The sequence below is a fragment of the Streptomyces sp. JK94 genome, from assembly GCF_053613315.1.
Genome location: NZ_JBSICH010000007.1, coordinates 71,869 through 93,073 on the forward strand (window position 1 = coordinate 71,869; position 21,205 = coordinate 93,073).

The window sequence follows — 21,205 nt, forward strand, 5'->3', positions numbered from 1 at the left end:
CACGCCTCACGTCGCATCTCCGTCGTCGGGGACCCACTGCCTCGGCGCTACGTACGGACGCGGCGGGCACCGCGCTCACCGGATGCGCGGCCGGTTCACCACGACGGGCGTGCCGTCACCCCGCCGCCGGCCCCGCCGAGCCCCCTCGGCCGGCCCGCCGGGCCCCCCGGCCGGCCGCGGCGCGACGCCCGGCCGAGCCGCCGCCCGCGACCGGGACCGGGACCAAGGCCGGGACCGGGAACGAGACCGGGACCGCGCCCGCGCCCGGAGCCGGGCCCGCGTCCGGGGTGGCCCGCCCGCCGGGGAGGTTCACGCCCGGCACAGACGCCCGATCCGCGCGGCCTCGGCCGGATAGCGCGCGGTGAGGCCGGCCGCGTCGCCGTGCTCGTAGTCCCCGTGGGTGAACCCGGGCGCCATCGTGCAGCCGAACAGCGACCACGCGCCGCCCGCCGCCACCCGGCCGCCCATCCAGGTCCCGGCGGGGACGGTGAACTGCACGTGCTGCCCGCCCAGGACGTCCGGTCCCAGTACGGCCGTACGCGCGCCGCCGTGCGGGTCGAGGAGCAGCAGCTCCAGCGGATCGCCGAGGTAGAAGTGCCAGACCTCGTCGGCGGGCAGACGGTGCAGCGCGGAGAAGTCGTCCGGGCGGCCGGTCAGCAGGGCCACGATGGCCGAACCCGCCGGGCGTCCGTCCGGGCGTTCGGGCCCGGCCCAGGTACGCCGGAACAGGCCGCCCTCCCGGGGGATGGGCTCCAGCCCGTAGTGCGCGATCAGGTCCTCGGCGGTCGGCGGGGGCGGCGTCACGCCGGGAAGGCTACCTCCCGGCGGAGGAAGGCGAGCTGCGCCTTCTTCTCCGGCAGGTACACGTCCGGCAGGTCGATCTCGGGCAGGACGACCGCCGGTCCCGCGGTGAAGCCCTGCCTGAGGAAGCGGGCGATCGCCTTGTCGTTGCCCACGTCCGGGTCGACCACGATCCGCGTGCGGTCCAGGCCCAGCAGGACGTACGCCGTGAGGGCCGACGCCAGCGCGGCGGTCCAGCCGGGCCGCGCGCCCTCGGCCCCGGCGGGCGCGAGCAGCAGGTGGAGGCCGATGTCGCCGGGCTCGACGTCGTAGCACTCGCCCACCCGGTCGGCCCCGGGCTCGTAGGTCTGCAGCAGCGCGACCGGCTCGCCGTCCTTGACCACCAGGAAGGCGTGGTGGGTGTCGAGCGTGTCCAGGTGGGCGTAGAGGTCCGCGACCCGGTCGCGCGTGAGGCCGTTCATGCCCCAGAAGGCGGCCCGCTCCTCGCTCACCCAGCGGTGGATCACGGCGGCGTCAGCGGCGGCGTCGACGGGGAGGACGCGCACGGTGCCGAAGCCGCCGAGCGTCTGCTCGTGGACGGCGGTGCGGGAGGCGTACGGGTCAGACATCGGTCTCCTTCGTGAGCCGGTCGAAGTCGGTGACCACCGGGACGAGTCCGCCGTCGAGCCAGAGGCGCTGCTGGTCGCGGTGGTGGGGCGAGCCGGGGACGCCGACGGCGCCGTGGGGCACCACCCAGCGGCTGTCCTGCCGGTCGGCCAGGTCCCAGACGTACCGGGCGGCGGGGCCGCGCGCGGCCCGGTCGGTGAGGCCCGGCACGGCGGAGGTGCACAGCACGCAGTCGTGGTCGCCGGACAGGCCCGGTTCCCCGTCCGGGGAGGTGTCCGGCAGCGCCCGCCACGGTGCGAGGCGGTGGGTGTCGCCCCAGGTGCCGGCGGGCGGTCGCGCGGCCACCTCCTCCAGGGCGGCGCGGACCGCCTCGGCGCGGTCGATGCCGTACAGGCCGTCGGCGCGCAGCAGGTGTTCGAGGGCGTGGCCGACGCGCGGCAGCAGCGCGAGCCACGGCCCGAACACCTCGGGGTGGGCGGGCGGCACGGCGGCGGGGGCGAGGGCCGGGTGCGCCGCCAGCCGCCGTACGACCGCCGAGCGCACGGCCGCGTAGGCCGCCGCGTCGGTGCTGCCGGCGTCCATGCGCCGGTCCCAGGCGAGGAGACGTCCGCGCAGGGCGCCGGCCTCGGGGGACAGGTCGTCCAGGGCGGCCAGGTGATCCAGGAGGGGGCCGGCCGAGCCGAGGTGGGTGTCGGTGTGGATCGCGGGCATGTCGGCGGCCGACCAGCGGTCCTTCCCGGCGAGCAGGGTGGCGATGCGGTCGGCGCGGTGCGGTGGGGCGAACTCGACGCCGAGCGGGGCGGCCGGACCGCGCTGGTTGGCCATCACGGCGACGCCGTCGGTGAGTCCGGCGCGGGGCGGGGTGTGCCAGCCGTCCCAGTCGTGGCCGGGCTCCCAGGCGGGCACCGGGCGCAGGCGGTTGGCCTCGGCCCGTACCGGCACCCGCCCCGCGACCCGGTGCAGCAGTCCGCCCTCGGTGTCGGCGGCCTGCACGACGTTGACCGGCTCGGCCCACGCGTCCAGGGCGCGGTCCACGTCGGCGACCCGGCGGGCCCGCAGCAGCGGCAGCAGGGCGCCGAAGCCGAGGTCGGCGGTGACGCGGGGCGGGTGGCGCAGGCTGAGGGCGACCGGGGTGCCGTCGTCGAGGCCCTCGGGGCCGCCGGCGATCACCGGCCCCCGGTCGGTCTCGATGACCTCGACCTCGACGCTGCCCTCCCCCGCGACCCGGACCAGCTCCGTGTGCCGGGCGGCGCGGCGCCAGGTGCCGTCGGGGCCGAGCGCCTCGACGCCCGCGCCGGTGCGGCGCAGCCGCTCCCGGTAGAGGTCCTGGTAGTCGGCCATGGCGTTGGTGATGGCCCAGGCGACCGTGCCGGTGTGGCCGAAGTGGGCGATGCCGGGGACGCCGGGCACGGCGAGGCCGACGACGTCGAACTCCGGGCAGGACAGGTGGATCTGCTGGTAGACGCCGGGGTCCTCGATCCAGCGGTGCGGGTCGCCCGCGATGACCGCCTGCCCGGTGGTGGTCCGCTCGCCGCTCACCAGCCAGCCGTTGCTGCCGGCGGTGCCGGGTCCGTCGGTGGCGAAGAGCGCGACGGCCTCCGGGCCGAGGTGCGCGGTGATGTGCTCGCGCCAGAGCTTGGCCGGGAAGCCGGCGAAGAGGATGTGCGTGGCGAGCCAGACGCCGAGCGGCGTCCAGGGCTCCCAGCGGCCGGGGGCGAGGCCGGCGCGCGCGAACTCGGGCGCGGGTTCGTTTTCGGCCAGTGCCTCGTTCACCCCGTCCAGTCCCTCGTTCACCCCGTCGACGTAGGCCCGCACCCAGGCGGCCGTCTCCGGGTCGCCCTGCTCCAGGGCGGCGAAGCAGCGGCGGGCGGTGTCGGCGAGCCGGGCCCGCCGGGCGAGGCGGTCCCAGGACAGGGCCTCGGGCCCGAGGAAGGACGCGGAGGTCCCCTGGGCGCGGTGCCGCTCGACCTCCAGCTGCCACGCCCGGTCGCGGGCGGTCACCCGGCCCTGGGCGCGGGCGAGTTCCTCCGCGCTGTCCGCGCGCAGGTGCGGGATTCCCCAGGCGTCGCGGTAGGTCTCGGCGCTCACCCCTGTGCCTCTACTTTCCTTTAGGTTAGGCTCACCTAAGTTTTGGTCGTGGCCGAATAGTACGTGAAGGGTGAAGAAACGATGGGGCAGGGGCGGGGCTGGGAGGGCGCGGTCCTCAAGCTGATGCGGGGCAAGGACTTCGAGTTCACCGTGACGGACGTCGAGGACGTGACGCCGGACTTCCGCCGGCTGCGGCTGACCGACGGCGGCATGCTGGCGGCGACCGGCGTCCACCCCACGATGTGGGTGCGGCTGTGGTTCGACAACGCGGGCAAGCCGCACCAGCGGGCCTACACCCTGGTCGACCCGGACCCGCGGGCCGGCACCTTCGGCATGGAGTTCGCCCTGCACGAGGGGTGCGCCAGCGACTGGGCCAGGGCGGCCAAGCCGGGCGACACCGTCGAGGCGACGGTCCAGGGCACCGGCTTCGAGGTGCCCGAACCCGTCCCCTCGCGCCTCTTCGCGGTCGCCGACCCGGCGTCCCTGCCCGCCCTCAACTCCCTCCTCGACGCCCTGGGGCCGGTCCCCGCCACGATCTGGTTCGAGGGCGGCGGGGCGGACGACGGCCTGCCCTTCCGCACCGCCCCGGCCCTGCACGAGGTCCGCACGGTCCCGCGCCGCGAGGCGGGCGCCCACCTGGTCGCGGAGGTGAAGGAGGCTCTGCCGGGGCTGCTGCGGGCCACCCCGGAGCCGTACGTCTGGATCGCCTGCGACACGGTGACGACGCGGACGCTGACCTCGTACGCGCGCAAGGAACTGGGAGTGCCCAGGCAGCGGGTGAACGCGCTGGGGTACTGGCGCGCGACCTGAGCCCGCACGCGCGATCATCGGGGCATGGACGTCACACTGCACCTCGCCCAGGACCCCGAGGCGGACGAGCTCCTCGGCCGCAGTCCGCTCGCCGCGCTGGTCGGCATGCTGCTCGACCAGCAGGTTCCCATGGAGTGGGCGTTCAAGGGCCCGTCGGCCATCGCCCGGCGCATGGGCGCGGAGGACCTGGACGCGCACGACATCGCGGCCCACGACCCGGAGGCCTTCGCCGCCCTGCTCTCCGAGAAACCGGCGGTGCACCGCTACCCGGGGTCGATGGCGGGCCGCGTCCAGCAGCTGTGCCGGTACCTCGTCGAGACCTACGACGGTGACGCCGAGGCCGTCTGGCGGGGCGTGGACGACGGCGGGGAACTGCTGAGGCGGCTCCGGGACCTGCCGGGCTTCGGCGAGCAGAAGGCCCAGATCTTCCTCGCCCTGCTCGGCAAGCAGCTCGGCGTCCGGCCCGAGGGGTGGCGCGAGGCCGCGGGCGCCTACGGCGAACCCGGCTCCTTCCGGTCCGTCGCCGACATCACCGGGCCGGAGTCCCTGACCAAGGTGCGCGCCCACAAGCAGGAGATGAAGGCGGCGGCCAAGGCGAAGGCCTCCGGCACGTAACCGGGGCACCCGCGACGGCGGCCCGCCCGGCTTCGGCGGGGGTGCGCAACGCGTTCGCACCTCTCGCGCCGCGCCCGCCGAGACCCCCGGCCCTTCGCGCCCCGCCCCGGTGTCAGCCCGGTGGACCGGCCCGGGTGGCGGGTCCGGTCGGCGCGCTCCCAGCATGGAGCATGACCGAGCCACCGAGCGGTTCCCCGGAGGGCAGCCGTACGACGACCGCAGGGTCCACGCCCGGCTCGGGGCACCCGCCCCGGGCCCCGCGCCGCACGAGCCCGAACCGGCCTTCGAGGGACCCCTGCACCTGCTGTCCCGCACCGCCTGGCGGACCGTACTGCTCACCGGTGCCGCCTCACTGGTCCTGGGCGTGCTGGTCCTGGCCTGGCCGGGCGCCTCGCTGCTCGCCGCCGGCGTGCTCTTCGGCCTCTACCTCGTCGTCAGCGGCGTCCTCCAGCTGGCCGCCGCCTTCGGCACCCACCGGACGACCTCACTGCGCGTCCTCGCCTTCGTCAGCGGCGCCGTGTCGATCCTGCTGGGCCTGTTCTGCTTCCGCGGCCCGCTGCAGTCGGTGCTGCTCCTCGCGCTGTGGATCGGCATCGGCTGGCTCTTCCGGGGCGTCACGCAGGTCGTGGCCGCGGTCCACGACCCGGCGATGCCCGCGCGCGGCTGGCACGCCTTCCTCGGCGCGGTCACCGTGGTCGCCGGCGTCGTCCTGATCGACGCACCGGTCGAGTCGGCCGCCGTCCTCATGCTGGTCGGCGGCTGGTGGCTCGTGGCCGTCGGGGTCGTCGAAATCATCACGTCCGTACGCCTGCGCGGGCGCGCCCACCAAGCCCCGCACACGCCGTGAGGACCACCGGCCACGACCGGCCGCACGCCGAGCGGGCGGCCCCCGGGCCGGCGCGGCGGACGGCGTGCGCCCGGCGGAGGCGCGACCTGCCGTGAGCCCCGCACCGCACGCCGCCACCACCGTCCGCGCCGCACACGCCGGACGGACGACACACGCCGGACGGTCCACACACACCGGACGGCCCACACACACCAGCCAATCCACACACACCGGACGGTCCACACACGCCGGACGGTCCACACGCTCCTCGCGCCGCGTCGCCTGGCTGCGGACCCTGGTCCTGCTGCTCGCCCTGGTCGTGCCCTGCACGCACGCGACGGCGCAGGCGGCACCGCTCGCCCCGGCGGCCGGCGCGGGCGGGGGGGGCCGCGGGCAACGGCACGACCGGTGAGTACGACCACCTCGACACCGCCCTGCGCACACCGTCCCGCGGCGCGCGCCGCGCCGTCGCCGCCCGCCCGGCCCCGACGGCCCGCCTCCGCGTGCGCACCGACCGCGCGCTCGCGTTCCCCGTCCCGGCCGGACCGCCGCCCACCGTGCGCGGCCCGCGTTCCGTGGTCCTGCGCTGCTGACGGGACCGGACCGGCCCTCCGCGCCGGTCCGCCGGACCTCCGCGCCCCCCGCGGAGCGCCGCACCACGGAGCCACGGAACCAGGAACGGGAAACGAGGAACCCACCCATGCTGAACGACCCCTACGCCGTCCTGCGCGCCCTCCTGCGCGCCGAGGCCGCCCGCCGCTCCCCCGCGCCCGACGCCGGCAGGCCGCAGGCCCCGACTGAACCCCGGACCCCCGCGCGAGAAGGGAGGCGCGGCTGACGCGGTGGCCCCCGCGGCGGGGCGGTCCCGGTGCCGGGCCCGCCGCCGACGGCGCGCCGGGACGGCCGCCCGCCCCGGCCGCCACCCCCGTTTGCCCCGTTTGCGGCGTCTTTTCCGGAGCCGTACTCCAGCCCCATGGCTGCGCCTGCCGCGTCCTGGCCGGTAGGCTTTCCGTGTGATCTTCAAGCGCATCGGAAACGGCCGGCCGTACCCCGACCACGGCCGGGAGAGCACCCGGCAGTGGGCGGACGTCGCGCCGCGCCCGGTCCGCCTCGATCAGCTCGTGACGACCAAGGGCCAGCTCGACCTGGAGACACTCCTCGCCGAGGACTCCACCTTCTACGGCGACCTCTTCGCGCACGTCGTGAAGTGGCAGGGCGACCTGTACCTGGAGGACGGCCTGCACCGCGCGGTGCGCGCGGCGCTCCAGCAGCGCCAGGTGCTGCACGCGCGGGTCCTCGAACTCGACTGACGGGCCCCGGCGGCCCGCCGACGCCCCCGGTTGACCCTTTCGGGTTGCATTGCGCCGAACCGTGGAACGTCGACTGATCATCTAATAGGCATCGTCGCCCGGGCGCACTACGCTGCGCCCATGAGCATGCTCACTCCCCCTGGCATGGGTGGCCAGTACAAGATCACGGGGGACAGGTACCCGCGGATGCGACCGGCCCGACGGCGCGGCCGCTTCGCGTTCGCCGCCGTCGCCTGTGCCACCGCGCTCGGGCTGCTCGGCTGGGGCACGCTTCAGCTCATCGACGTCTTCACCGGCGGCGGCAAGGCCTCCGCGGCCGGGGCCGGGGCGGCCTGCCGGACGACCGCCGCGAAGGCGAGCGCCCCGCCCGCCGCCGTGGCCGTGCCGAAGCCGGCCCGGATCACCGTCAACGTGCTCAACGCCACGACCCGCGGCGGACTCGCCCAGAAGACCGCCGACGAGCTGAAGAAGCGGGGCTTCCGGATCGGCGAGGTGAGCAACGCGTCCGAGGAGTACGACAAGAAGGTCAAGGGCACCGGAGTGCTGGTCGGCCCCGCCTCCGCCGTCAAGGGCTCGCTGCCCGTGCTCGGTACCCAGCTGCCGGCGGCCGAACGCCGTACCGCCGCGGCCCGCAAGGACACCACCGTCGACCTGATCATCGGCGACGGCTTCAGGGAACTGGCGAAGCGGGCGGACGCCGACGCGGCGCTCGCCGAGCTGGCGGCGCCGCGGCCGACGCCCGCCGCGGAGAAGAAGAGCTGCTGAAAGAAGAGCCGCCGAGCAGCCGAGCAGCCGCGGGGGGCCGGGGGGCGGGACGGACCTACTCGGCCGACCCGTACATCCGGTCCCCCGCGTCGCCGAGGCCCGGCACGATGTAGCCCTGCTCGTTGAGCCGCTCGTCGACCGAGGCCGTCACGACCGTCACCGGGGTGCCGGCCAGCTCGCGCTCCATGAGTGCGACGCCCTCCGGAGCGGCGAGCAGCACCACGGCCGTCACGTCGTCGGCGCCGCGCTTGATCAGCTCCCGGATCGACGCGACCAGGGTGCCGCCCGTGGCCAGCATCGGGTCCAGCACGTACACCTGGCGCCCGGAGAGGTCCTCCGGCATCCGGGTGGCGTACGTGGAGGCCTCCAGCGTCTCCTCGTTGCGGATCATGCCGAGGAAGCCCACCTCGGCGGTCGGCAGCAGCCGCACCATGCCGTCGAGCATGCCGAGGCCCGCCCGCAGGATCGGCACCACCAGCGGGCGCGGGTGGGAGAGCTTGACACCGGTGGTCTGCGAGACCGGCGTGTGGATGTCGACCTGTTCGGTGCGCACGTCGCGCGTGGCCTCGTAGGCGAGCAGGGTGACCAGCTCGTCGGCGAGGCGGCGGAAGGTCGCGGAGTCGGTGCGCTGGTCGCGCAGCGTGGTGAGCTTGTGGGCGACCAGGGGGTGGTCGACGACGTGGAGACGCATGTCCCCCACAGTAACCGGGCCCCGTGGGACCGGCGTCCCCGCGGCGGGACTAGCCCCCGCGACACGGCCGCGCCCGTGTTCGGGCGTCAAACCGCCCGGGCGGGGGAAGGTGGGAGGGACGGACGCTGGGTGGTGAGACTGTGCCTGACCGGGACTTCCACAACATGCCGTCCCCCGGCGAGGAATCGGGGACGACGCGCGGGACTGAGCGGAGTACGGAACCGGAGCGGGAGGCCGAACGCCGTCGGCGGCGGGCCCAGTTCCTGCGCGACCTGGCGGAGGCCCGGGAGCTGCGGGACCGCGTGCAGCCGCGCCGCGCCAAGACCGCCCGGCTGCGCCACGCGATGCGCATGCGCACCTTCCGCTGGTAGCTCCCCGCCCCGGCCGGGGCGGACCGCCGCCGCGCCGCGCCGACGCCGCGGGGGCGGGCGTACGCGGACACGGCGGGAATCCGCGTACGATCCGCACGTGGCGGCGACGAGTGCGCTGAGGGGAGGCCACCCGGGCACGCACTCCCGGGAGGCAGTCGAAACTGCCGGACACAGGGCGCCGAAGACGCCCCCTGAGCGCCTTGTTTCTGCCACGATTCCGAGTGGGTGGGGCTCGGAGCACCGCTCCCCCACCCGCAGCCTCCGCCGGGGGGACCCCCAACCGGCACGCCTAGGACCAGTGGGAGAGTCACGGTGTACTTCGCCGCACTGCTCGCGCGCACCGAAGACGGGTGGGAAGCGAGCGACACGGAGCTCGACGATGTGGAGACCCTGTCGGATCTGGCCGACCTGGCCAGGGAAGCCTGTCCGGACGAGGACACGGTGCTCGTGCTGATCGAGCAGGAGGACGCGTGGTTCGGAGTCGTCCGGGTGGACGGCGAGGAGGACCCCCGTATCTACGTCTCGGACGCCGCCGCGGCCGCCCGCAGCAGCTACGGCGAGATCCTCCTCACCGACGAGCTGCTCGGCCGGGAGCCCGGCAAGGAGGGCGACGACCTCGACGCCCTCGACCTCGACGGCACCGAGGACGGTGAGTCCGACGACGAGGAGGACGCCGCCGACGGCGGTGACGCGGTCGCCGGCACCGCGGAGGCCGTGCCGCACGGTCCGGTCGGTGACGCGGGGGTCCTCGACGACCTCGGCGTGAGCGAAAAGGAACTGCGGGCGATGTCCGGGGACGCGGTCGGCGAGATCGCCGAGGCCCTGGGCGCCTCCGAGGTCCTGGAGACCGTCCGCTGACCGCCCCGGCCGAGGAGCAACCCGAGAACCCGGCACCGGCACCGGACGGGGCACCCCCCGGCCACCGCGCCCCGCCCGATCCCGTACGCGACCGGTGGCGGGCCGCGATGCGGCTCGCCCTGGCCGGGGCCGGGCGGGCGGCGCGGGGCGGGGACGTCCCGGTGGGCGCCGTCGTGCTGGCACCGGACGGCCGGACGGTGCTGGCGAGCGGACACAACGAACGCGAGGCCACCGGCGACCCCACGGCCCACGCCGAGGTCCTCGCGATCCGGCGGGCCGCCGCGGAGACGGGCGAGTGGCGACTGGCCGGCTGCACGCTCGTCGTCACCCTGGAGCCGTGCACGATGTGCGCGGGCGCCCTCGTGCAGTCCCGCGTCGACCGGGTCGTCTACGGCGCCCGCGACGACAAGGCGGGCGCGGCCGGCTCCCTGTGGGACGTGGTGCGCGACCGGCGGCTCAACCACCGCCCCGAGGTGGTCGAAGGGGTCCTCGCGGACGACTGCGCCCGGCTGCTCACGGACTTCTTCCGGGACCGCTGACACCCGCCGGATTCCGATTTCAAAGCACGCCGCACCGTGCTGTAAGGTCTGTCTCGGTAGCGTGTCCGAGCGGCCGAAGGAGCTCGCCTCGAAAGCGAGTGTGGCGCAAGTCACCGAGGGTTCAAATCCCTCCGCTACCGCCCCTGAAGGGCCCCGTCGAAAGACGGGGCCCTTCGTGCGATCATGAGCGACCGAAAAGCGTCGTCGAGGGACAGGGGAGGCCGCGGTGGCGGTGAACGCGAAGAAGGTCGCCGTCTACGCACTCGTGGTCTTCGCGCTGTATGTGATCATCACGGATCCGGCGAAGGCCGCCGACTACGTCCAGATAGGTTTCCAGGGCATATCCGACGCGGCGGGAGCCGTCGGCGACTTCATGACCTGGGCCGCCAACGGAGGAAAGTGATGATCCGCCACCTGGTGCTGTTCAAGCTCGACGACGGCGTGGAGCGCGACGACCCGCGCGTCGTGCGGGGCGTCGAGGCCTTCCGGGCGCTCGGCGGCCGGATCGAGGAGCTGCGCTCGTGGGAATGCGCCTGGAACATCAGCGACCGGCCCATCGCCTACGACTTCGCCATCAACTCCGCCGTGGACGACGCCGACGCCCTCAAGCGCTACCTCGAACACCCGGCGCACCAGGCGGGCGTCGCGCTGTGGCGGGAGTTCGCCACCTGGGTGATCGCCGACTACGAGTTCTAGGACCTCCGATACGGCCGTACGAAGCGGCCCCGCACCCGTCGGGTGCGGGGCCGCTTCGCGTTCGCCGTCGCCCGCGGTCCGGCGGGCACCCCCGCGTTCACTCAACACGACGTTATGAGGTGCTTGCACACAGTGCACATGTCTTGTGATGCTATGACCGCTTTTGACGGATGAGTGATGGAAGAGTTGACGGATCACGAGGTGGAGTTGACCGTGCCGGCCAGTACTGCGCCTCAAGCACCGCCCGCGCCGCCCGCACAGGCCCAGGAGCCGCCCGTACGGGCCCCGGCGCCGGCGCCCGCGCCCGAACCCTCGCCGCAGCGCAGCCGGGGTGCCGACACCCGGGCCCTGACCCAGGTGCTCTTCGGCGAGCTGAAGGGCCTGACTCCGGGCACCGCGGAACACGACCGGGTGCGCGCGGCGCTCATCGAGGCCAACCTCCCGCTGGTGCGTTACGCCGCCGCGCGCTTCCGCTCGCGCAACGAGCCGATGGAGGACGTCGTCCAGGTCGGCACCATCGGCCTGATCAACGCCATCGACCGCTTCGACCCCGAACGGGGCGTGCAGTTCCCGACGTTCGCGATGCCGACCGTCGTCGGCGAGATCAAGCGGTACTTCCGCGACAACGTCCGCACGGTCCACGTACCGCGCCGGCTGCACGAGCTGTGGGTGCAGGTCAACAGCGCGACCGAGGACCTCACGACCGCCTTCGGGCGCTCCCCGACGACCGCCGAGATCGCCGAGCGGCTGCGCATCACCGAGGAGGAGGTGCTGTCCTGCATCGAGGCGGGGCGGTCCTACCACGCCACCTCGCTGGAGGCCGCCCAGGAGGGCGACGGCCTGCCCGGACTGCTCGACCGGCTCGGCTACGAGGACCCCGCCCTCGACGGGGTCGAGCACCGCGACCTGGTCCGGCACCTGCTCGTCCAGCTCCCGGAACGGGAGCAGCGCATCCTGCTGCTGCGCTACTACAGCAACCTCACCCAGTCGCAGATCAGCGCGGAACTCGGCGTCTCCCAGATGCACGTCTCACGGCTGCTGGCGCGCAGTTTCCAGCGTTTGCGGTCCGCGAACCGGATCGACGCGTAGCCTCGAAAGCACCTCGAAGCACAATCGAAGGCGCGAGCGACAGGTCACCGGGGCGAGCGAATCGCTCACCAGGGCCGTTGTGGGCGAAATCGAGCCGAAAGGCCGTCAGACCCCCTGTTTCCAGGGGGTTTTCGCGTCTTGGATGTCGACATGTCACTACAGCGCGTTGCCGACATGTGACATTCTGCCGGAGACGCGTTTGCCGGAGCTTCGGCTCCGGTATTCAGGTGAAGGCTGCGTTCCCGGCGTGGGAGCGCGTGCCGTGACCGTCCCGCGACCCAAAGGGGGTGGCATGTCCGCAGACCAGGGCAGCTCGAAGGTGCTCGCGCTCGCGGAGAGCGAGACCGCGCCCGACACGATCGAGGCACTCGGCCCCATCGGCCCCGTCGGCTCCATCGACGACGTGCAGGCCGTCGACGCCGTACCGACCCTCGACGCCGTGCCGGCCCAGGCCCTTCCGACTCCGGGGGTCATCGACACCCGCACCCTGTCCCGCTCCCTGTTCCTGCGGCTCGCCGCGCTCGACGAGGACAGCCCGGAGCGTGCCTACGTCCGGGACACCCTGATCGAGCTCAACCTCCCGCTGGTGCGTTACGCCGCCGCGCGCTTCCGCTCGCGCAACGAGCCGATGGAGGACATCGTCCAGGTCGGCACCATCGGCCTGATCAAGGCGATCGACCGCTTCGACTGCGAACGGGGCGTGGAGTTCCCGACGTTCGCGATGCCGACGGTGGTCGGCGAGATCAAGCGGTTCTTCCGCGACACCTCGTGGTCGGTGCGCGTCCCGCGCCGCCTCCAGGAGCTGCGCCTGGCCCTGACGAAGGCCAGTGACGAGCTGTCCCAGAAGCTGGACCGCTCCCCGACGGTCGGCGAACTGGCCGCCGTGCTGGGCGTGTCCGAGGAGGACGTCGTCGACGGCCTCGCGGTGGGCAACGCCTACACCGCCTCCTCGCTGGACTCCCCGGCCCCGGAGGACGACGGCGGCGAGGGCTCGCTGGCGGACCGCCTGGGTTACGAGGACACGGCGCTGGAGGGAGTGGAGTACCGCGAGTCCCTCAAGCCGCTGCTGGCCAAGCTGCCGCCCAGGGAGCGGCGGATCATCATGCTGCGCTTCTTCGCCAACATGACCCAGTCGCAGATCGGCGAGGAGGTCGGCATCTCGCAGATGCACGTCTCCCGGCTGCTGACCCGCACCCTGGCGCAGCTGCGCGAGGGCCTCATCTCGGACTGAGTCCGGCCCACGACGCGACGGCCCTACGACAGCGCCAGCCAGGCCACGGCCGCGACGATCACCACGGCGGCCACGATCCCGGCGATCAGGCCGAAGCGGGGACCGGAGGAGGCTGCCGGGGCCGCCTGCCGGGTCTGGGGGGCGTCGTCGACGAACGCGCGGAACATCTGGGTGCTGCCTGCGGGGTCGTAATTGCCCTGGGGGCCCTGGTTGTTAGCCATGGGCCGAGACACTAGCGAATCCGCGGGTGGGGCCCAAGCGCGGGGCGCCCGCTTCCCCCTTCCCGACGGTCACCGCCCATCACCTGCACGTTTACGTTCGCAATACGTGCCTTTGCCAACTTTTTGTCGCCGGGCGCTCCCTTTTTGTTTGCCTGTAGCAACCAACGACTCCTATGGTTGCCCTAAGCAACGAAAGCGGGAGGTGCGCATGGCCGAGAGGGCGCAGTACGAGGAGCTGATCCGCCAGTTCAGTGCCTTCGGCGCCGTGAAACGGGAGATGGGCCGCATCCTGCCGGCCGAGTGCCCCGGCGGGTCCGCCGCCGTGCTGACCCTGCTCGGCCGCCACGGCGACATGCGCATCAGCAGGCTCGCCGAGCTGCTCGCCGTGGACATGTCGGTGACCAGCCGCCACGTCGCGCACATCGCCGACCGGGGATGGATCGAACGCTCCCCCGACCCGGCGGACAAGCGCTCGCGCATCCTGCGCCTGACGCCCGAGGGCCAGGCCCAGCTGGACGAGCTGTCGGAGCGGACGACGCAGTTGCTGGCCCACCGCCTCAGCGACTGGACCGACGAGGAGGTCGGCCAGCTCACCCGGCTCATGACCAGGCTCAGGGCGAGCTTCGACGACTGCCGGTCCCCCCAGGCGCGGGCCGCCGCACCACCCGAGGTCGACGAGACCACCCGTACACCCGCGATCACCACGTAAGCAAAGGAAGTCCATGGCAACGACCACACCAGCCGGTGTGCGGGCTCATGCCAAGCACGGGGGAGGCTCCACCGGAGACGCTCCGATGACGCACCGGCAGATCATGGAAGCGCTGTCCGGGCTGCTGCTCGGCATGTTCTGCGCCATCCTGTCCTCGACCATCGTCACCAACGCCCTGCCCGAGATCATCGGCGACCTCGGCGGCGGCCAGAGCGCCTACACCTGGGTCGTCACCGCCTCGCTGCTGACGATGACCGCCTCCACCCCCCTGTGGGGCAAGCTCGCGGACCTGGTCAGCAAGAAGGCGCTGGTCCAGATAGCCCTGATCGTCTACGTCATCGGCTCCGTCGTGGCCGGCCTGTCGCAGAACCCCGGGATGCTGATCACCGCGCGGGGCATCCAGGGCCTGGGCGCCGGCGGTCTGTCCGCCCTGGCGCAGATCATCATGGCCGCGATGATCTCCCCGCGTGAGCGCGGTCGCTACTCCGGCTACCTGGGCGCCACCTTCGCGGTCGCGACCGTCGGCGGTCCGCTGCTCGGCGGCGTCATCACCGACACCAGCTGGCTCGGCTGGCGCTGGTGCCTCTACGTCGGCGTGCCCTTCGCCGTCATCGCGCTGATCGTGCTGCAGAAGACGCTGCACCTGCCCGTGGTCAAGCGGAAGGTCAAGGTCGACTGGGCCGGCGCCTTCTTCGTCACCGCGGCCGTCTGCCTGCTGCTGGTCTGGGTCACCTTCGCGGACGACAAGTACTCCTGGATGTCGTGGCAGACCGGCGTCATGGTCGGCGGGGCGATCGTGCTGACGCTGGTCTTCCTGCTCGTCGAGTCCAGGGCGAGCGAGCCGATCATCCCGCTGCGGCTCTTCAGGAACCGCACCATCACCCTCGCCTCGCTGGCCTCGCTGTTCGTCGGCATCGCGATGTTCGCGGGCACTGTCTACTTCAGCCAGTACTTCCAGCTGGCCCGGGACAAGTCCCCGACCATGTCGGGCGTCATGACGATCCCGATGATCGGCGGCCTGTTCATCTCGTCGACCCTCTCCGGCCAGATCATCACCAGGACCGGGAAGTGGAAGGGCTGGCTGCTGGCCGGCGGCGTGCTGCTGACGGCGGGCCTGGGCCTGCTCGGCACCATGCGCTACGACACCCCCTACTGGCACGTCGCGATCTTCATGGCGCTGATGGGCCTCGGCGTCGGCATGATGATGCAGAACCTCGTGCTCTGCACGCAGAACCAGGTGGCCCCGAGCGACCTGGGCGCGGCCTCCTCCGTCGTGACCTTCTTCCGTTCCCTCGGCGGCGCGGTGGGCGTCTCGGTGCTCGGCTCCGTGATGTCGACCCGCATCAGCCACTACGCCTCGGACACCATCGGCACGCTCAGCCCGCAGGACCAGGCGGCGGCCGCCAAGGCCTCGGGCAGCGGCTCGATCCCCGACATGGACCTGCTGCCCCCGGGCATCCGGGAGTGGCTGGAGAGCGCCTACGGGCACGGCATCGCCGACATCTTCCTGATCATCGCCCCGATCGCCCTGCTGGCCTTCCTCGTCACCCTCTTCATCAAGGAGGTCCCGCTGCGCACCTCGGGCGCCCTCGCCCAGGCCGCCGAAGCCACCGCCGAGACCGCCTCCCCGGCGGCGCCGGCCCCGGCCGAGGCCACCCGGGTCGCCCCCGAGCCGGCCCCGGCCGGTGCGGTCACCACCCCGTCGGCCGCCGGCTCCGGCGCGCAGCCCGCGGCCACGCAGCGGCTCGCCGCCGTCGCCACGGCGACCGGCTCCGGCGAGCCCACGGCACCGGTCTCCGGCGGCATCGCGGTCCGCGGCTTCGTCCGCGGCGCCGAGTCCGCGCCGGTCCCGCAGGCGGCCGTCACGCTGATCTCGTTGGCGGGCCGCCAGCTGGGCCGCTCGGTCGCCCAGTCCGACGGCTCCTACGGGATCGACGCGCCGAGCGCGGGTTCGTACGTGCTGATCGCCTCCGCCGACGGCTTCCAGCCGCAGGCGACGACGATCGTCGTCCACGACGAGCCGGTCGCCCACGACATCCTGCTCAGCGGCACCAGCGGGCTGAGCGGCCTGGTGAGGGCCGTGGAGAACGGACTGCCGGTCGGCGACGCCATGGTGATCGTGACCGACGTGCGCGGGGACCTGCTGGCCACCGCCGCCACCGGGGAGACGGGCGAGTTCTCCTTCACCGAGCTGGTGCCCGGCACGGTGACCGTCGCGGTCAACGCCGCGGGCTACCGGCCGCGTGCCCTGCCCGTCGAGGTGGGCGGCACCGGCGTCACCCGGGTCGAGGTCGACCTCCAGGCCGGGGCGCGGGTCCAGGGCGTCGTGCGGGCGCCGCACGGTCCGCTGGCCGACGCCCGCGTCACGCTGGTCGACGTGGCCGGCAACGTGGCCGGCACGGCCACCACCGGCGCGGACGGGGCGTACGCCTTCACCGACCTGGACGCCGGCGAGTACACCGTCATCGCGACCGGCTACCCGCCGGTGGCGACGTCCCTGACGGTCGCCGGCCCGGGTGCCGACGGCCACGACATCGAACTCGCCCACCCGGGCGAGTAGCCGGACCCCGGCCCGTGGTGGCGGGCGCGCTCCGAGCGGAGGCGCGCCCGCCCGCCACGGGCCGGTCTCTCACGACCACTGTCCGAGCCTCTGCAGGGAGAAAACGGGATGGGACTGACCGCGAGGATCCGAACGCGGGACGGATGGGCCGTGTCGCACGCGGTCGTCACGGTGACCGACACGACCGGCACGCAGGTGCTGCGCGCCGAGGCGGACGCCGAGGGCACGGTGCGGGACACCACCCCGCTCACGCCGGGGGCGTACACCGTCATCGTCACCGCCGTCGGCTACGCGCCCGCCGCCTCCAGCGCGATCGTCACCGCGAGCGGCCGGGCCGAGGCCGGCACCGTGACGCTGGCCCGCCAGGGCGGCACCGAGCTGCCGCCGCCGGGGCCGTGGACCATCGACCCGGCGCACTCCAGCGTGGCCGCCGTCGCCCAGCACCTGGGCATCTCCAGCGTGCACGGCCGGTTCACGGACTTCGCCGGGCTGATCGAGATCGCGCCGGACGACGTCACCGGGTCCCGGGTGGAGGCGGTGATCCGGGCGGCCTCCATCGACACCGGCAACGGCACGCGCGACACCCACCTGCGCTCCGGCGACTTCCTGGACGTCGAGCGGTTCCCGGACATCACCTACCGCTCCACGGGCGTGACGCCGGCCGGCCGGGACCGCTGGACCGTCCACGGCGAGCTGGGCCTGCACGGCGTGGTCCGCCCCGTCGACCTGGACCTGTCCTACCTCGGCACCGGCGCCGACCCGTGGGGCGGCACCCGGGCGGCGTTCCGCGCGACCACGGAACTGCGGCGCGAGGACTTCGCCATGAACTACAACCAGGTCCTCCAGGCCGGCATCGCCGCCATCGGCACGACCCTCAGGGTCGAGCTGGACGTCCAGGCGGTGCAGGGGCAGTCACTGCCGGCGGCGTGAGGCGCCGCCGGACGCGCGGGCCACCAGTTCGTCGCACAGGTCCCGGAGTTTGACGTTGGTGTGCTGCGAGGCCCTGCGCAGCCGCTCCAGGGCGTGGTGGGCGTCGATCCGCTCCCGGGCCATGAGGATGCCGACCGCCTGGTCGATGACGCTGCGGGTGAGCAGGGCGGTGCGCACGTCGGCCGCCGATGCCTGCTGCAACTCCAGGCGCAGGGCCTCCGCCACGGCGTCCGCGGCCCGCCCGGCGAAGGTGCGGGCCGCTTCGCGTCCCTCGGCCAGCCCGTCCGGTTCCAGGCCGTAGAGGTTGAGCGCGGCGCCCGTCCCGCCCTGGACGGGCAGCGGCAGCGCCAGCACACAGCGCACGCCGGTGGCCAGCGCGTACTCCGTGTACGCGGGCCAGCGGGTCTCCTCGGACAGGTCGGGGGAGTACTGCACGCTCCCCGTCTCGGCGGCGTCGACGCAGGGGCCCGAGCCGTTCTCGTACTGCCGCAGGTCCAGTCCGGCGGGCAGACCCGAGCTGCCCGCCAGGGTCATCAGCCGGTCGGCGCGGCGCACCGTGACCGAGCACGCGTCGGCACCGGGCACGTGCGCGACCGCGCGATCGGTCAGATCGCGCAGCAGGGTGTCGAGGCCCTGGCTGCGCGCCATCGCCTGGTCGAGCGTGTCGGGGATCTCCGCAGTCATGACCGTACGGATATCCGCTCATCGCTCGTTGACGCCTCGGCCCCCCGCACCCCTGTTCGCATCGACGATGCGCCGGGCGAGGTCGCGCAGCTTCACGTTCTCCCGCTGCGAGGCCTTCACCAGGGAGTCGAAGGCGCCGGCCGCGTCGATGTCCTTGCGTTCCATGAGGATGCCGGTGGCCTGTCCGATCAGGTCCCGGGTGCGCATGGCCTCGGTGAGCTGCTCGCGCACGGTCGCCGCGTCCAGGGCGAGACTGACGTGCGCGGTGAAGAGCCGGCCGACGCGGGTCGCGGCCTCGTCGAAGGCGTTCGGCTTGCGGGCGTACGCCGTCAGCACGGTCAGGCGGCGCCGGTCGGCCCGCAGCCGCAGGGAGAGCGACGAGCGCAGGCCCAGGCGGGAGAGGACGTTGCCGCCGCCGTCCGCCTCGCTGTCGTCCGTCCGCACCACCGGTGTGGCCCACAGGCGTTCCCAGTCCGGGTGCGGCTCGCGGGCCGGGTGCCGGGACTCGTCGCCGAAGGCCACGGACTCGTCGGTGCAGGCGAGGATGCGGAACCGGCTGCCGCGCTGGATCTCCGAGATGCCCGCGTGCTCCGCGCCGGGCAGCAGGCGCACCGCCAGCTCGGCCGCGGTGGTCAGGGTGGTGTCCGGGGTGCCCGTGGCGTGCAGTTGCCGAGCCGCCGACGTCAAGGCTTCGGCCAGCTCGAAGCCCACCGGAAAACGCGGCAAATCAGTAAATTCGGACGCAGCCACCACGAACCTCTTCGGCGTGCACGGCCTGGCGGCCGTGCGCAGGAGAGCTCCGCAGCACATTCCTGACTGCGAGCACAGGACGGACAGCACTCTAGCTGCTCGGTTGCGCTCAGGTGACGCCCGGTCGACGGACCGCGCGGGCGCCTTACGCATCCCGTCGGCGGCGTGGTGGAATGGGGGGACGGGTCAGGAAGCGGCCTAGCCGGAAGCACGACGGACGTCTGCCAGGTGAGAGTGCCGTGACCTTCCTCCCCCGTCCCTGCGAGCCGTGCGATCCGCCCGGCTACGCCGTACTCGCCCTGCCTCAGGAGATCGACTTCTGCAATGCCATGGGCCTGCTGCCCATGATCATGACAGCGGTGCGCCATCACTCCGGTGACCTGCGCGTCCTCGTACTGGACCTGACCGCGACCCGCTTCATGGACTCCCAGGGCGTCCGCCTCCTCGACGAGGTACGCCGCCGTCTGCGGGGCCGCGCCGAACTGCGCGTGGTGGCCGCCCGGCAGGGCGTACCGACCCGTGTCATGGAGCTGTCCGGCCTGCGCCGGGACGTCCCGGTGCACGACAACCTCGCGGAGGCCCTGCGTCCGCAGAGCGGTACGGTCGGCGGGCCCGGCGGCCGGGCGGGCGGCGGAACGGCGTCCTAGGCCGGCCCGCAGGACGCCGGACGTCGCGACCAACACCCGTGTGTCCCCGGACGGGTGGCCGGACTCCGTGCGCCCCGGCACCGGGCGGCCTGCCGACCCGGCGGGCCGGCGGCAGTCCGCGGGGACCCCACCGGGACGAGTGCCGGCGGGCCGGGGTGGAGCGGGAAAGTCGATCATTCGGGTGACGTCGCGGACTGGGGCCGGCCCGGTGGCGGGGGGCGGCTTCCCGGCGCGGAGGGCGTCGGGCGACTTACGCGCCCGGTGGCGGCGGGTGCCGATCCCGGACGCCTGACGCACCCGGAGACCACCGGGCGCCGGCCCCGGACGCCTGACGCACCCGGAGACCACCGGGCGCCGGCCCCGGACGCCTGACGCACCCGGAGACCACCGGGCGCCGGCCCCGGACGCCTGACGCACCCGGAGACCACCGGGCGCCGGCCCCGGACGCCTGACGCACCCGGAGACCACCGGGCGCCGGCCCCGGACGCCTGACGCACCCGGAGACGACGGATGCCGGGCCCCGGCCGGGGCCCGGTCACCCGCGTTCGACCATCGCCTCGATGCCCGCCACGAGCAGGTCCAGCGCGAACTCGAAGTCGCGGTCCAGCATCTCGGCGACCGTGTCACCGCCGCGGGCCGACATGAGGGCCCGGGACTCCTCGACGACGTCCGCGGTGTGCGGCATGTCGGCCACCGCCTCCAAGGAGTCCCGGAAGTACTCGTCCGGGCTCCTCCCGGTGTGCGCCGCCCGGGCGAGGAGGTGGCCCTCGACCGTGCCGTAGCCGTAGACGAACTGGAAGACGGCGGAGATGGCGCTGGTCAGTCGGTGCGCGGGCAGGCCGCTGCGGCGCATGACGTCCTGCACCGCCCGGGAGAAGGCCAGTGAGTGCGGCCCGATGTTCAGGTAGGTGCCGGTCAGCCGGGACAGCCAGGGGTGGCGCACCAGCAGCCTGCGGTTCTCCCGGGCCAGCGTGCGCAGTTGGGCGCGCCAGTCCTCACCGGTCCCGGAACCGGTGAGGCGCAGCTCGCCGAAGACGGCGTCCAGGGCGAGTTCGAGCAGTTCGTCCTTGGTGTCGACGTACCAGTAGACGGACATCGCGGTGACGTTCAGCTCGGCGGCCAGGCGGCGCATGGAGAACCCGGCCAGGCCCTCGGCGTCCAGCAGCCGGACCGTGGCCGCGGTGATCCGCTCGCGGTCCAGCCCGGACGGCTGCCCGCCGCGCCGCCCGCCGCGCCGGTCCTCACCCGCCAGCCAGACACTGGCCCGCGGCCCCCGCCGTCCTGCCTTCGCCATGCGCACCTTCTCCTCGACCCATCAACGTGCCGGTCCCGCCGGACGCCCGCAGGGGGCGCGGGGAACGGCGCGGTACGGCCACGACGAGCCCGCAGCGGCACCACTACCCCGCCA

The 21,205-nt window shown here is 73.8% G+C and carries 24 protein-coding genes, 1 tRNA gene and 1 pseudogene; 18 read left to right on the forward strand and 8 right to left on the reverse strand.

Annotated elements, in window-relative coordinates:
- Window positions 1–309 precede the first annotated feature (309 nt).
- The 3 genes from ACVV2G_RS06925 to ACVV2G_RS06935 are packed head-to-tail and all read right to left on the reverse strand — an operon-like array spanning window position 310 to window position 3,495.
- A complete protein-coding gene (locus ACVV2G_RS06925) occupies window positions 310–804 on the reverse strand; it encodes a cupin domain-containing protein (RefSeq protein ID WP_453841697.1) in 495 nt (164 codons plus the stop codon).
- Window positions 801–1,409, reverse strand: coding sequence for a GNAT family N-acetyltransferase (locus ACVV2G_RS06930; RefSeq protein ID WP_453841698.1), 609 nt, complete (start codon window positions 1,407–1,409; stop codon window positions 801–803). Before ACVV2G_RS06930 ends, ACVV2G_RS06925 begins: the two co-directional genes overlap by 4 nt.
- Complete coding sequence (locus ACVV2G_RS06935) at window positions 1,402–3,495, reverse strand: penicillin acylase family protein (RefSeq protein ID WP_453841699.1); 2,094 nt, start codon at window positions 3,493–3,495, stop codon at window positions 1,402–1,404. Before ACVV2G_RS06935 ends, ACVV2G_RS06930 begins: the two co-directional genes overlap by 8 nt.
- Before the next feature lie 81 nt (window positions 3,496–3,576).
- On the opposite strand from ACVV2G_RS06935, the gene ACVV2G_RS06940 reads away from it, so the two are divergent.
- The 6 genes and pseudogenes from ACVV2G_RS06940 to ACVV2G_RS06965 all read left to right on the forward strand — a co-directional run bounded on the left by ACVV2G_RS06940 (window position 3,577) and on the right by ACVV2G_RS06965 (window position 7,821).
- Window positions 3,577–4,305, forward strand: coding sequence for a siderophore-interacting protein (locus ACVV2G_RS06940; RefSeq protein ID WP_453841700.1), 729 nt, complete (start codon window positions 3,577–3,579; stop codon window positions 4,303–4,305).
- A 24-nt stretch (window positions 4,306–4,329) separates the two neighbouring features.
- A complete protein-coding gene (locus tag ACVV2G_RS06945; protein ID WP_453841701.1) occupies window positions 4,330–4,920 on the forward strand; it encodes an HhH-GPD-type base excision DNA repair protein in 591 nt (196 codons plus the stop codon).
- Window positions 4,921–5,090: 170 nt separating this feature from the next.
- Window positions 5,091–5,767, forward strand: a pseudogene (locus ACVV2G_RS06950) (HdeD family acid-resistance protein).
- A 679-nt stretch (window positions 5,768–6,446) separates the two neighbouring features.
- A complete protein-coding gene (locus ACVV2G_RS06955; RefSeq protein ID WP_453841702.1) occupies window positions 6,447–6,584 on the forward strand; it encodes a hypothetical protein in 138 nt (45 codons plus the stop codon).
- A 175-nt stretch (window positions 6,585–6,759) separates the two neighbouring features.
- Window positions 6,760–7,056, forward strand: coding sequence for a type II toxin-antitoxin system VapB family antitoxin (locus ACVV2G_RS06960; protein ID WP_003999914.1), 297 nt, complete (start codon window positions 6,760–6,762; stop codon window positions 7,054–7,056).
- A gap of 144 nt (window positions 7,057–7,200) precedes the next feature.
- Window positions 7,201–7,821, forward strand: a complete 621-nt coding sequence (locus tag ACVV2G_RS06965; protein WP_453842042.1) for a LytR C-terminal domain-containing protein — start codon at window positions 7,201–7,203, stop codon at window positions 7,819–7,821.
- A gap of 55 nt (window positions 7,822–7,876) precedes the next feature.
- Here ACVV2G_RS06965 and upp read toward each other — a convergent pair whose 3' ends face one another.
- Window positions 7,877–8,512 (reverse strand): uracil phosphoribosyltransferase, encoded by a 636-nt coding sequence (gene upp, locus ACVV2G_RS06970; protein WP_453841703.1) that lies wholly within the window; start codon window positions 8,510–8,512, stop codon window positions 7,877–7,879.
- A 140-nt stretch (window positions 8,513–8,652) separates the two neighbouring features.
- On the opposite strand from upp, the gene ACVV2G_RS06975 reads away from it, so the two are divergent.
- From ACVV2G_RS06975 to ACVV2G_RS07010, 8 genes are all read left to right on the forward strand, one after another.
- Window positions 8,653–8,883: a hypothetical protein gene (locus tag ACVV2G_RS06975; protein ID WP_453841704.1), complete on the forward strand. Its 231-nt coding sequence runs from the start codon at window positions 8,653–8,655 to the stop codon at window positions 8,881–8,883.
- A gap of 312 nt (window positions 8,884–9,195) precedes the next feature.
- Window positions 9,196–9,741 (forward strand): tRNA adenosine deaminase-associated protein, encoded by a 546-nt coding sequence (locus ACVV2G_RS06980; protein ID WP_453841705.1) that lies wholly within the window; start codon window positions 9,196–9,198, stop codon window positions 9,739–9,741.
- A gap of 107 nt (window positions 9,742–9,848) precedes the next feature.
- Window positions 9,849–10,280: a tRNA adenosine(34) deaminase TadA gene (gene tadA / locus ACVV2G_RS06985; protein WP_453841706.1), complete on the forward strand. Its 432-nt coding sequence runs from the start codon at window positions 9,849–9,851 to the stop codon at window positions 10,278–10,280.
- A gap of 55 nt (window positions 10,281–10,335) precedes the next feature.
- Window positions 10,336–10,420, forward strand: a tRNA-Ser gene (locus ACVV2G_RS06990).
- An 86-nt stretch (window positions 10,421–10,506) separates the two neighbouring features.
- Window positions 10,507–10,683 carry a hypothetical protein gene (locus ACVV2G_RS06995; protein WP_453841707.1) on the forward strand — a complete coding sequence of 59 codons (177 nt, stop codon included), beginning with the start codon at window positions 10,507–10,509 and terminating at the stop codon, window positions 10,681–10,683.
- The gene (locus ACVV2G_RS07000) at window positions 10,683–10,976 is read left to right on the forward strand and encodes a Dabb family protein (protein WP_453841708.1); all 294 of its coding nucleotides are present in this window, start codon (window positions 10,683–10,685) and stop codon (window positions 10,974–10,976) included. The genes ACVV2G_RS06995 and ACVV2G_RS07000 overlap by 1 nt, the downstream gene beginning before the upstream one ends.
- A gap of 177 nt (window positions 10,977–11,153) precedes the next feature.
- Window positions 11,154–12,065, forward strand: coding sequence for an RNA polymerase sigma factor SigF (locus tag ACVV2G_RS07005; RefSeq protein WP_453841709.1), 912 nt, complete (start codon window positions 11,154–11,156; stop codon window positions 12,063–12,065).
- Between the two features lie 292 nt (window positions 12,066–12,357).
- On the forward strand, window positions 12,358–13,296 hold the full coding sequence (locus ACVV2G_RS07010; RefSeq protein ID WP_453841711.1) for an RNA polymerase sigma factor SigF: 939 nt from the start codon (window positions 12,358–12,360) through the stop codon (window positions 13,294–13,296).
- A gap of 23 nt (window positions 13,297–13,319) precedes the next feature.
- Here ACVV2G_RS07010 and ACVV2G_RS07015 read toward each other — a convergent pair whose 3' ends face one another.
- Window positions 13,320–13,517 carry a hypothetical protein gene (locus ACVV2G_RS07015; protein ID WP_453841712.1) on the reverse strand — a complete coding sequence of 66 codons (198 nt, stop codon included), beginning with the start codon at window positions 13,515–13,517 and terminating at the stop codon, window positions 13,320–13,322.
- Window positions 13,518–13,725: 208 nt separating this feature from the next.
- On the opposite strand from ACVV2G_RS07015, the gene ACVV2G_RS07020 reads away from it, so the two are divergent.
- From ACVV2G_RS07020 to ACVV2G_RS07030, 3 genes are all read left to right on the forward strand, one after another.
- Window positions 13,726–14,226: a MarR family winged helix-turn-helix transcriptional regulator gene (locus tag ACVV2G_RS07020; RefSeq protein WP_453841713.1), complete on the forward strand. Its 501-nt coding sequence runs from the start codon at window positions 13,726–13,728 to the stop codon at window positions 14,224–14,226.
- An 85-nt stretch (window positions 14,227–14,311) separates the two neighbouring features.
- Window positions 14,312–16,786 (forward strand): MFS transporter, encoded by a 2,475-nt coding sequence (locus ACVV2G_RS07025; RefSeq protein ID WP_487248105.1) that lies wholly within the window; start codon window positions 14,312–14,314, stop codon window positions 16,784–16,786.
- A gap of 108 nt (window positions 16,787–16,894) precedes the next feature.
- Window positions 16,895–17,716, forward strand: coding sequence for a YceI family protein (locus ACVV2G_RS07030; protein WP_453841715.1), 822 nt, complete (start codon window positions 16,895–16,897; stop codon window positions 17,714–17,716).
- Here the strand turns inward: ACVV2G_RS07030 and ACVV2G_RS07035 are convergent.
- Window positions 17,699–18,400, reverse strand: a complete 702-nt coding sequence (locus ACVV2G_RS07035) for a GAF and ANTAR domain-containing protein (protein WP_453841716.1) — start codon at window positions 18,398–18,400, stop codon at window positions 17,699–17,701. The two genes, ACVV2G_RS07030 and ACVV2G_RS07035, sit on opposite strands and share 18 nt — an antisense overlap.
- Window positions 18,401–18,418: 18 nt before the next feature.
- Window positions 18,419–19,126 carry an ANTAR domain-containing protein gene (locus tag ACVV2G_RS07040; RefSeq protein WP_453842043.1) on the reverse strand — a complete coding sequence of 236 codons (708 nt, stop codon included), beginning with the start codon at window positions 19,124–19,126 and terminating at the stop codon, window positions 18,419–18,421.
- A 263-nt stretch (window positions 19,127–19,389) separates the two neighbouring features.
- Between ACVV2G_RS07040 and ACVV2G_RS07045 the strand changes: the two genes are divergently transcribed.
- Window positions 19,390–19,797: an STAS domain-containing protein gene (locus ACVV2G_RS07045; RefSeq protein ID WP_453841717.1), complete on the forward strand. Its 408-nt coding sequence runs from the start codon at window positions 19,390–19,392 to the stop codon at window positions 19,795–19,797.
- Between the two features lie 535 nt (window positions 19,798–20,332).
- On the opposite strand, the gene ACVV2G_RS07050 is transcribed toward ACVV2G_RS07045, so the two are convergent.
- Window positions 20,333–21,091, reverse strand: a complete 759-nt coding sequence (locus tag ACVV2G_RS07050; RefSeq protein ID WP_453841718.1) for a TetR/AcrR family transcriptional regulator — start codon at window positions 21,089–21,091, stop codon at window positions 20,333–20,335.
- Between the last annotated feature and the right edge of the window lie 114 nt (window positions 21,092–21,205).

Excerpts from the sequence above, each read along its gene's own strand:
- ACVV2G_RS06930 (WP_453841698.1), bottom strand. The coding sequence starts at position 1,409 with ATGTCTGACCCGTACGCCTCCCGCACCGCCGTCCACGAGCAGACGCTC.
- ACVV2G_RS06940 (WP_453841700.1), top strand. The coding sequence starts at position 3,577 with ATGGGGCAGGGGCGGGGCTGGGAGGGCGCGGTCCTCAAGCTGATGCGG.
- ACVV2G_RS06945 (WP_453841701.1), top strand. The coding sequence starts at position 4,330 with ATGGACGTCACACTGCACCTCGCCCAGGACCCCGAGGCGGACGAGCTC.
- ACVV2G_RS06955 (WP_453841702.1), top strand. The coding sequence starts at position 6,447 with ATGCTGAACGACCCCTACGCCGTCCTGCGCGCCCTCCTGCGCGCCGAG.
- ACVV2G_RS06965 (WP_453842042.1), top strand. The coding sequence starts at position 7,201 with ATGGGTGGCCAGTACAAGATCACGGGGGACAGGTACCCGCGGATGCGA.
- upp (WP_453841703.1), bottom strand. The coding sequence starts at position 8,512 with ATGCGTCTCCACGTCGTCGACCACCCCCTGGTCGCCCACAAGCTCACC.
- tadA (WP_453841706.1), top strand. The coding sequence starts at position 9,849 with ATGCGGCTCGCCCTGGCCGGGGCCGGGCGGGCGGCGCGGGGCGGGGAC.
- ACVV2G_RS07000 (WP_453841708.1), top strand. The coding sequence starts at position 10,683 with ATGATCCGCCACCTGGTGCTGTTCAAGCTCGACGACGGCGTGGAGCGC.
- ACVV2G_RS07005 (WP_453841709.1), top strand. The coding sequence starts at position 11,154 with ATGGAAGAGTTGACGGATCACGAGGTGGAGTTGACCGTGCCGGCCAGT.
- ACVV2G_RS07010 (WP_453841711.1), top strand. The coding sequence starts at position 12,358 with ATGTCCGCAGACCAGGGCAGCTCGAAGGTGCTCGCGCTCGCGGAGAGC.
- ACVV2G_RS07015 (WP_453841712.1), bottom strand. The coding sequence starts at position 13,517 with ATGGCTAACAACCAGGGCCCCCAGGGCAATTACGACCCCGCAGGCAGC.
- ACVV2G_RS07020 (WP_453841713.1), top strand. The coding sequence starts at position 13,726 with ATGGCCGAGAGGGCGCAGTACGAGGAGCTGATCCGCCAGTTCAGTGCC.
- ACVV2G_RS07025 (WP_487248105.1), top strand. The coding sequence starts at position 14,312 with ATGACGCACCGGCAGATCATGGAAGCGCTGTCCGGGCTGCTGCTCGGC.
- ACVV2G_RS07030 (WP_453841715.1), top strand. The coding sequence starts at position 16,895 with ATGGGACTGACCGCGAGGATCCGAACGCGGGACGGATGGGCCGTGTCG.
- ACVV2G_RS07035 (WP_453841716.1), bottom strand. The coding sequence starts at position 18,400 with ATGACTGCGGAGATCCCCGACACGCTCGACCAGGCGATGGCGCGCAGC.
- ACVV2G_RS07050 (WP_453841718.1), bottom strand. The coding sequence starts at position 21,091 with ATGGCGAAGGCAGGACGGCGGGGGCCGCGGGCCAGTGTCTGGCTGGCG.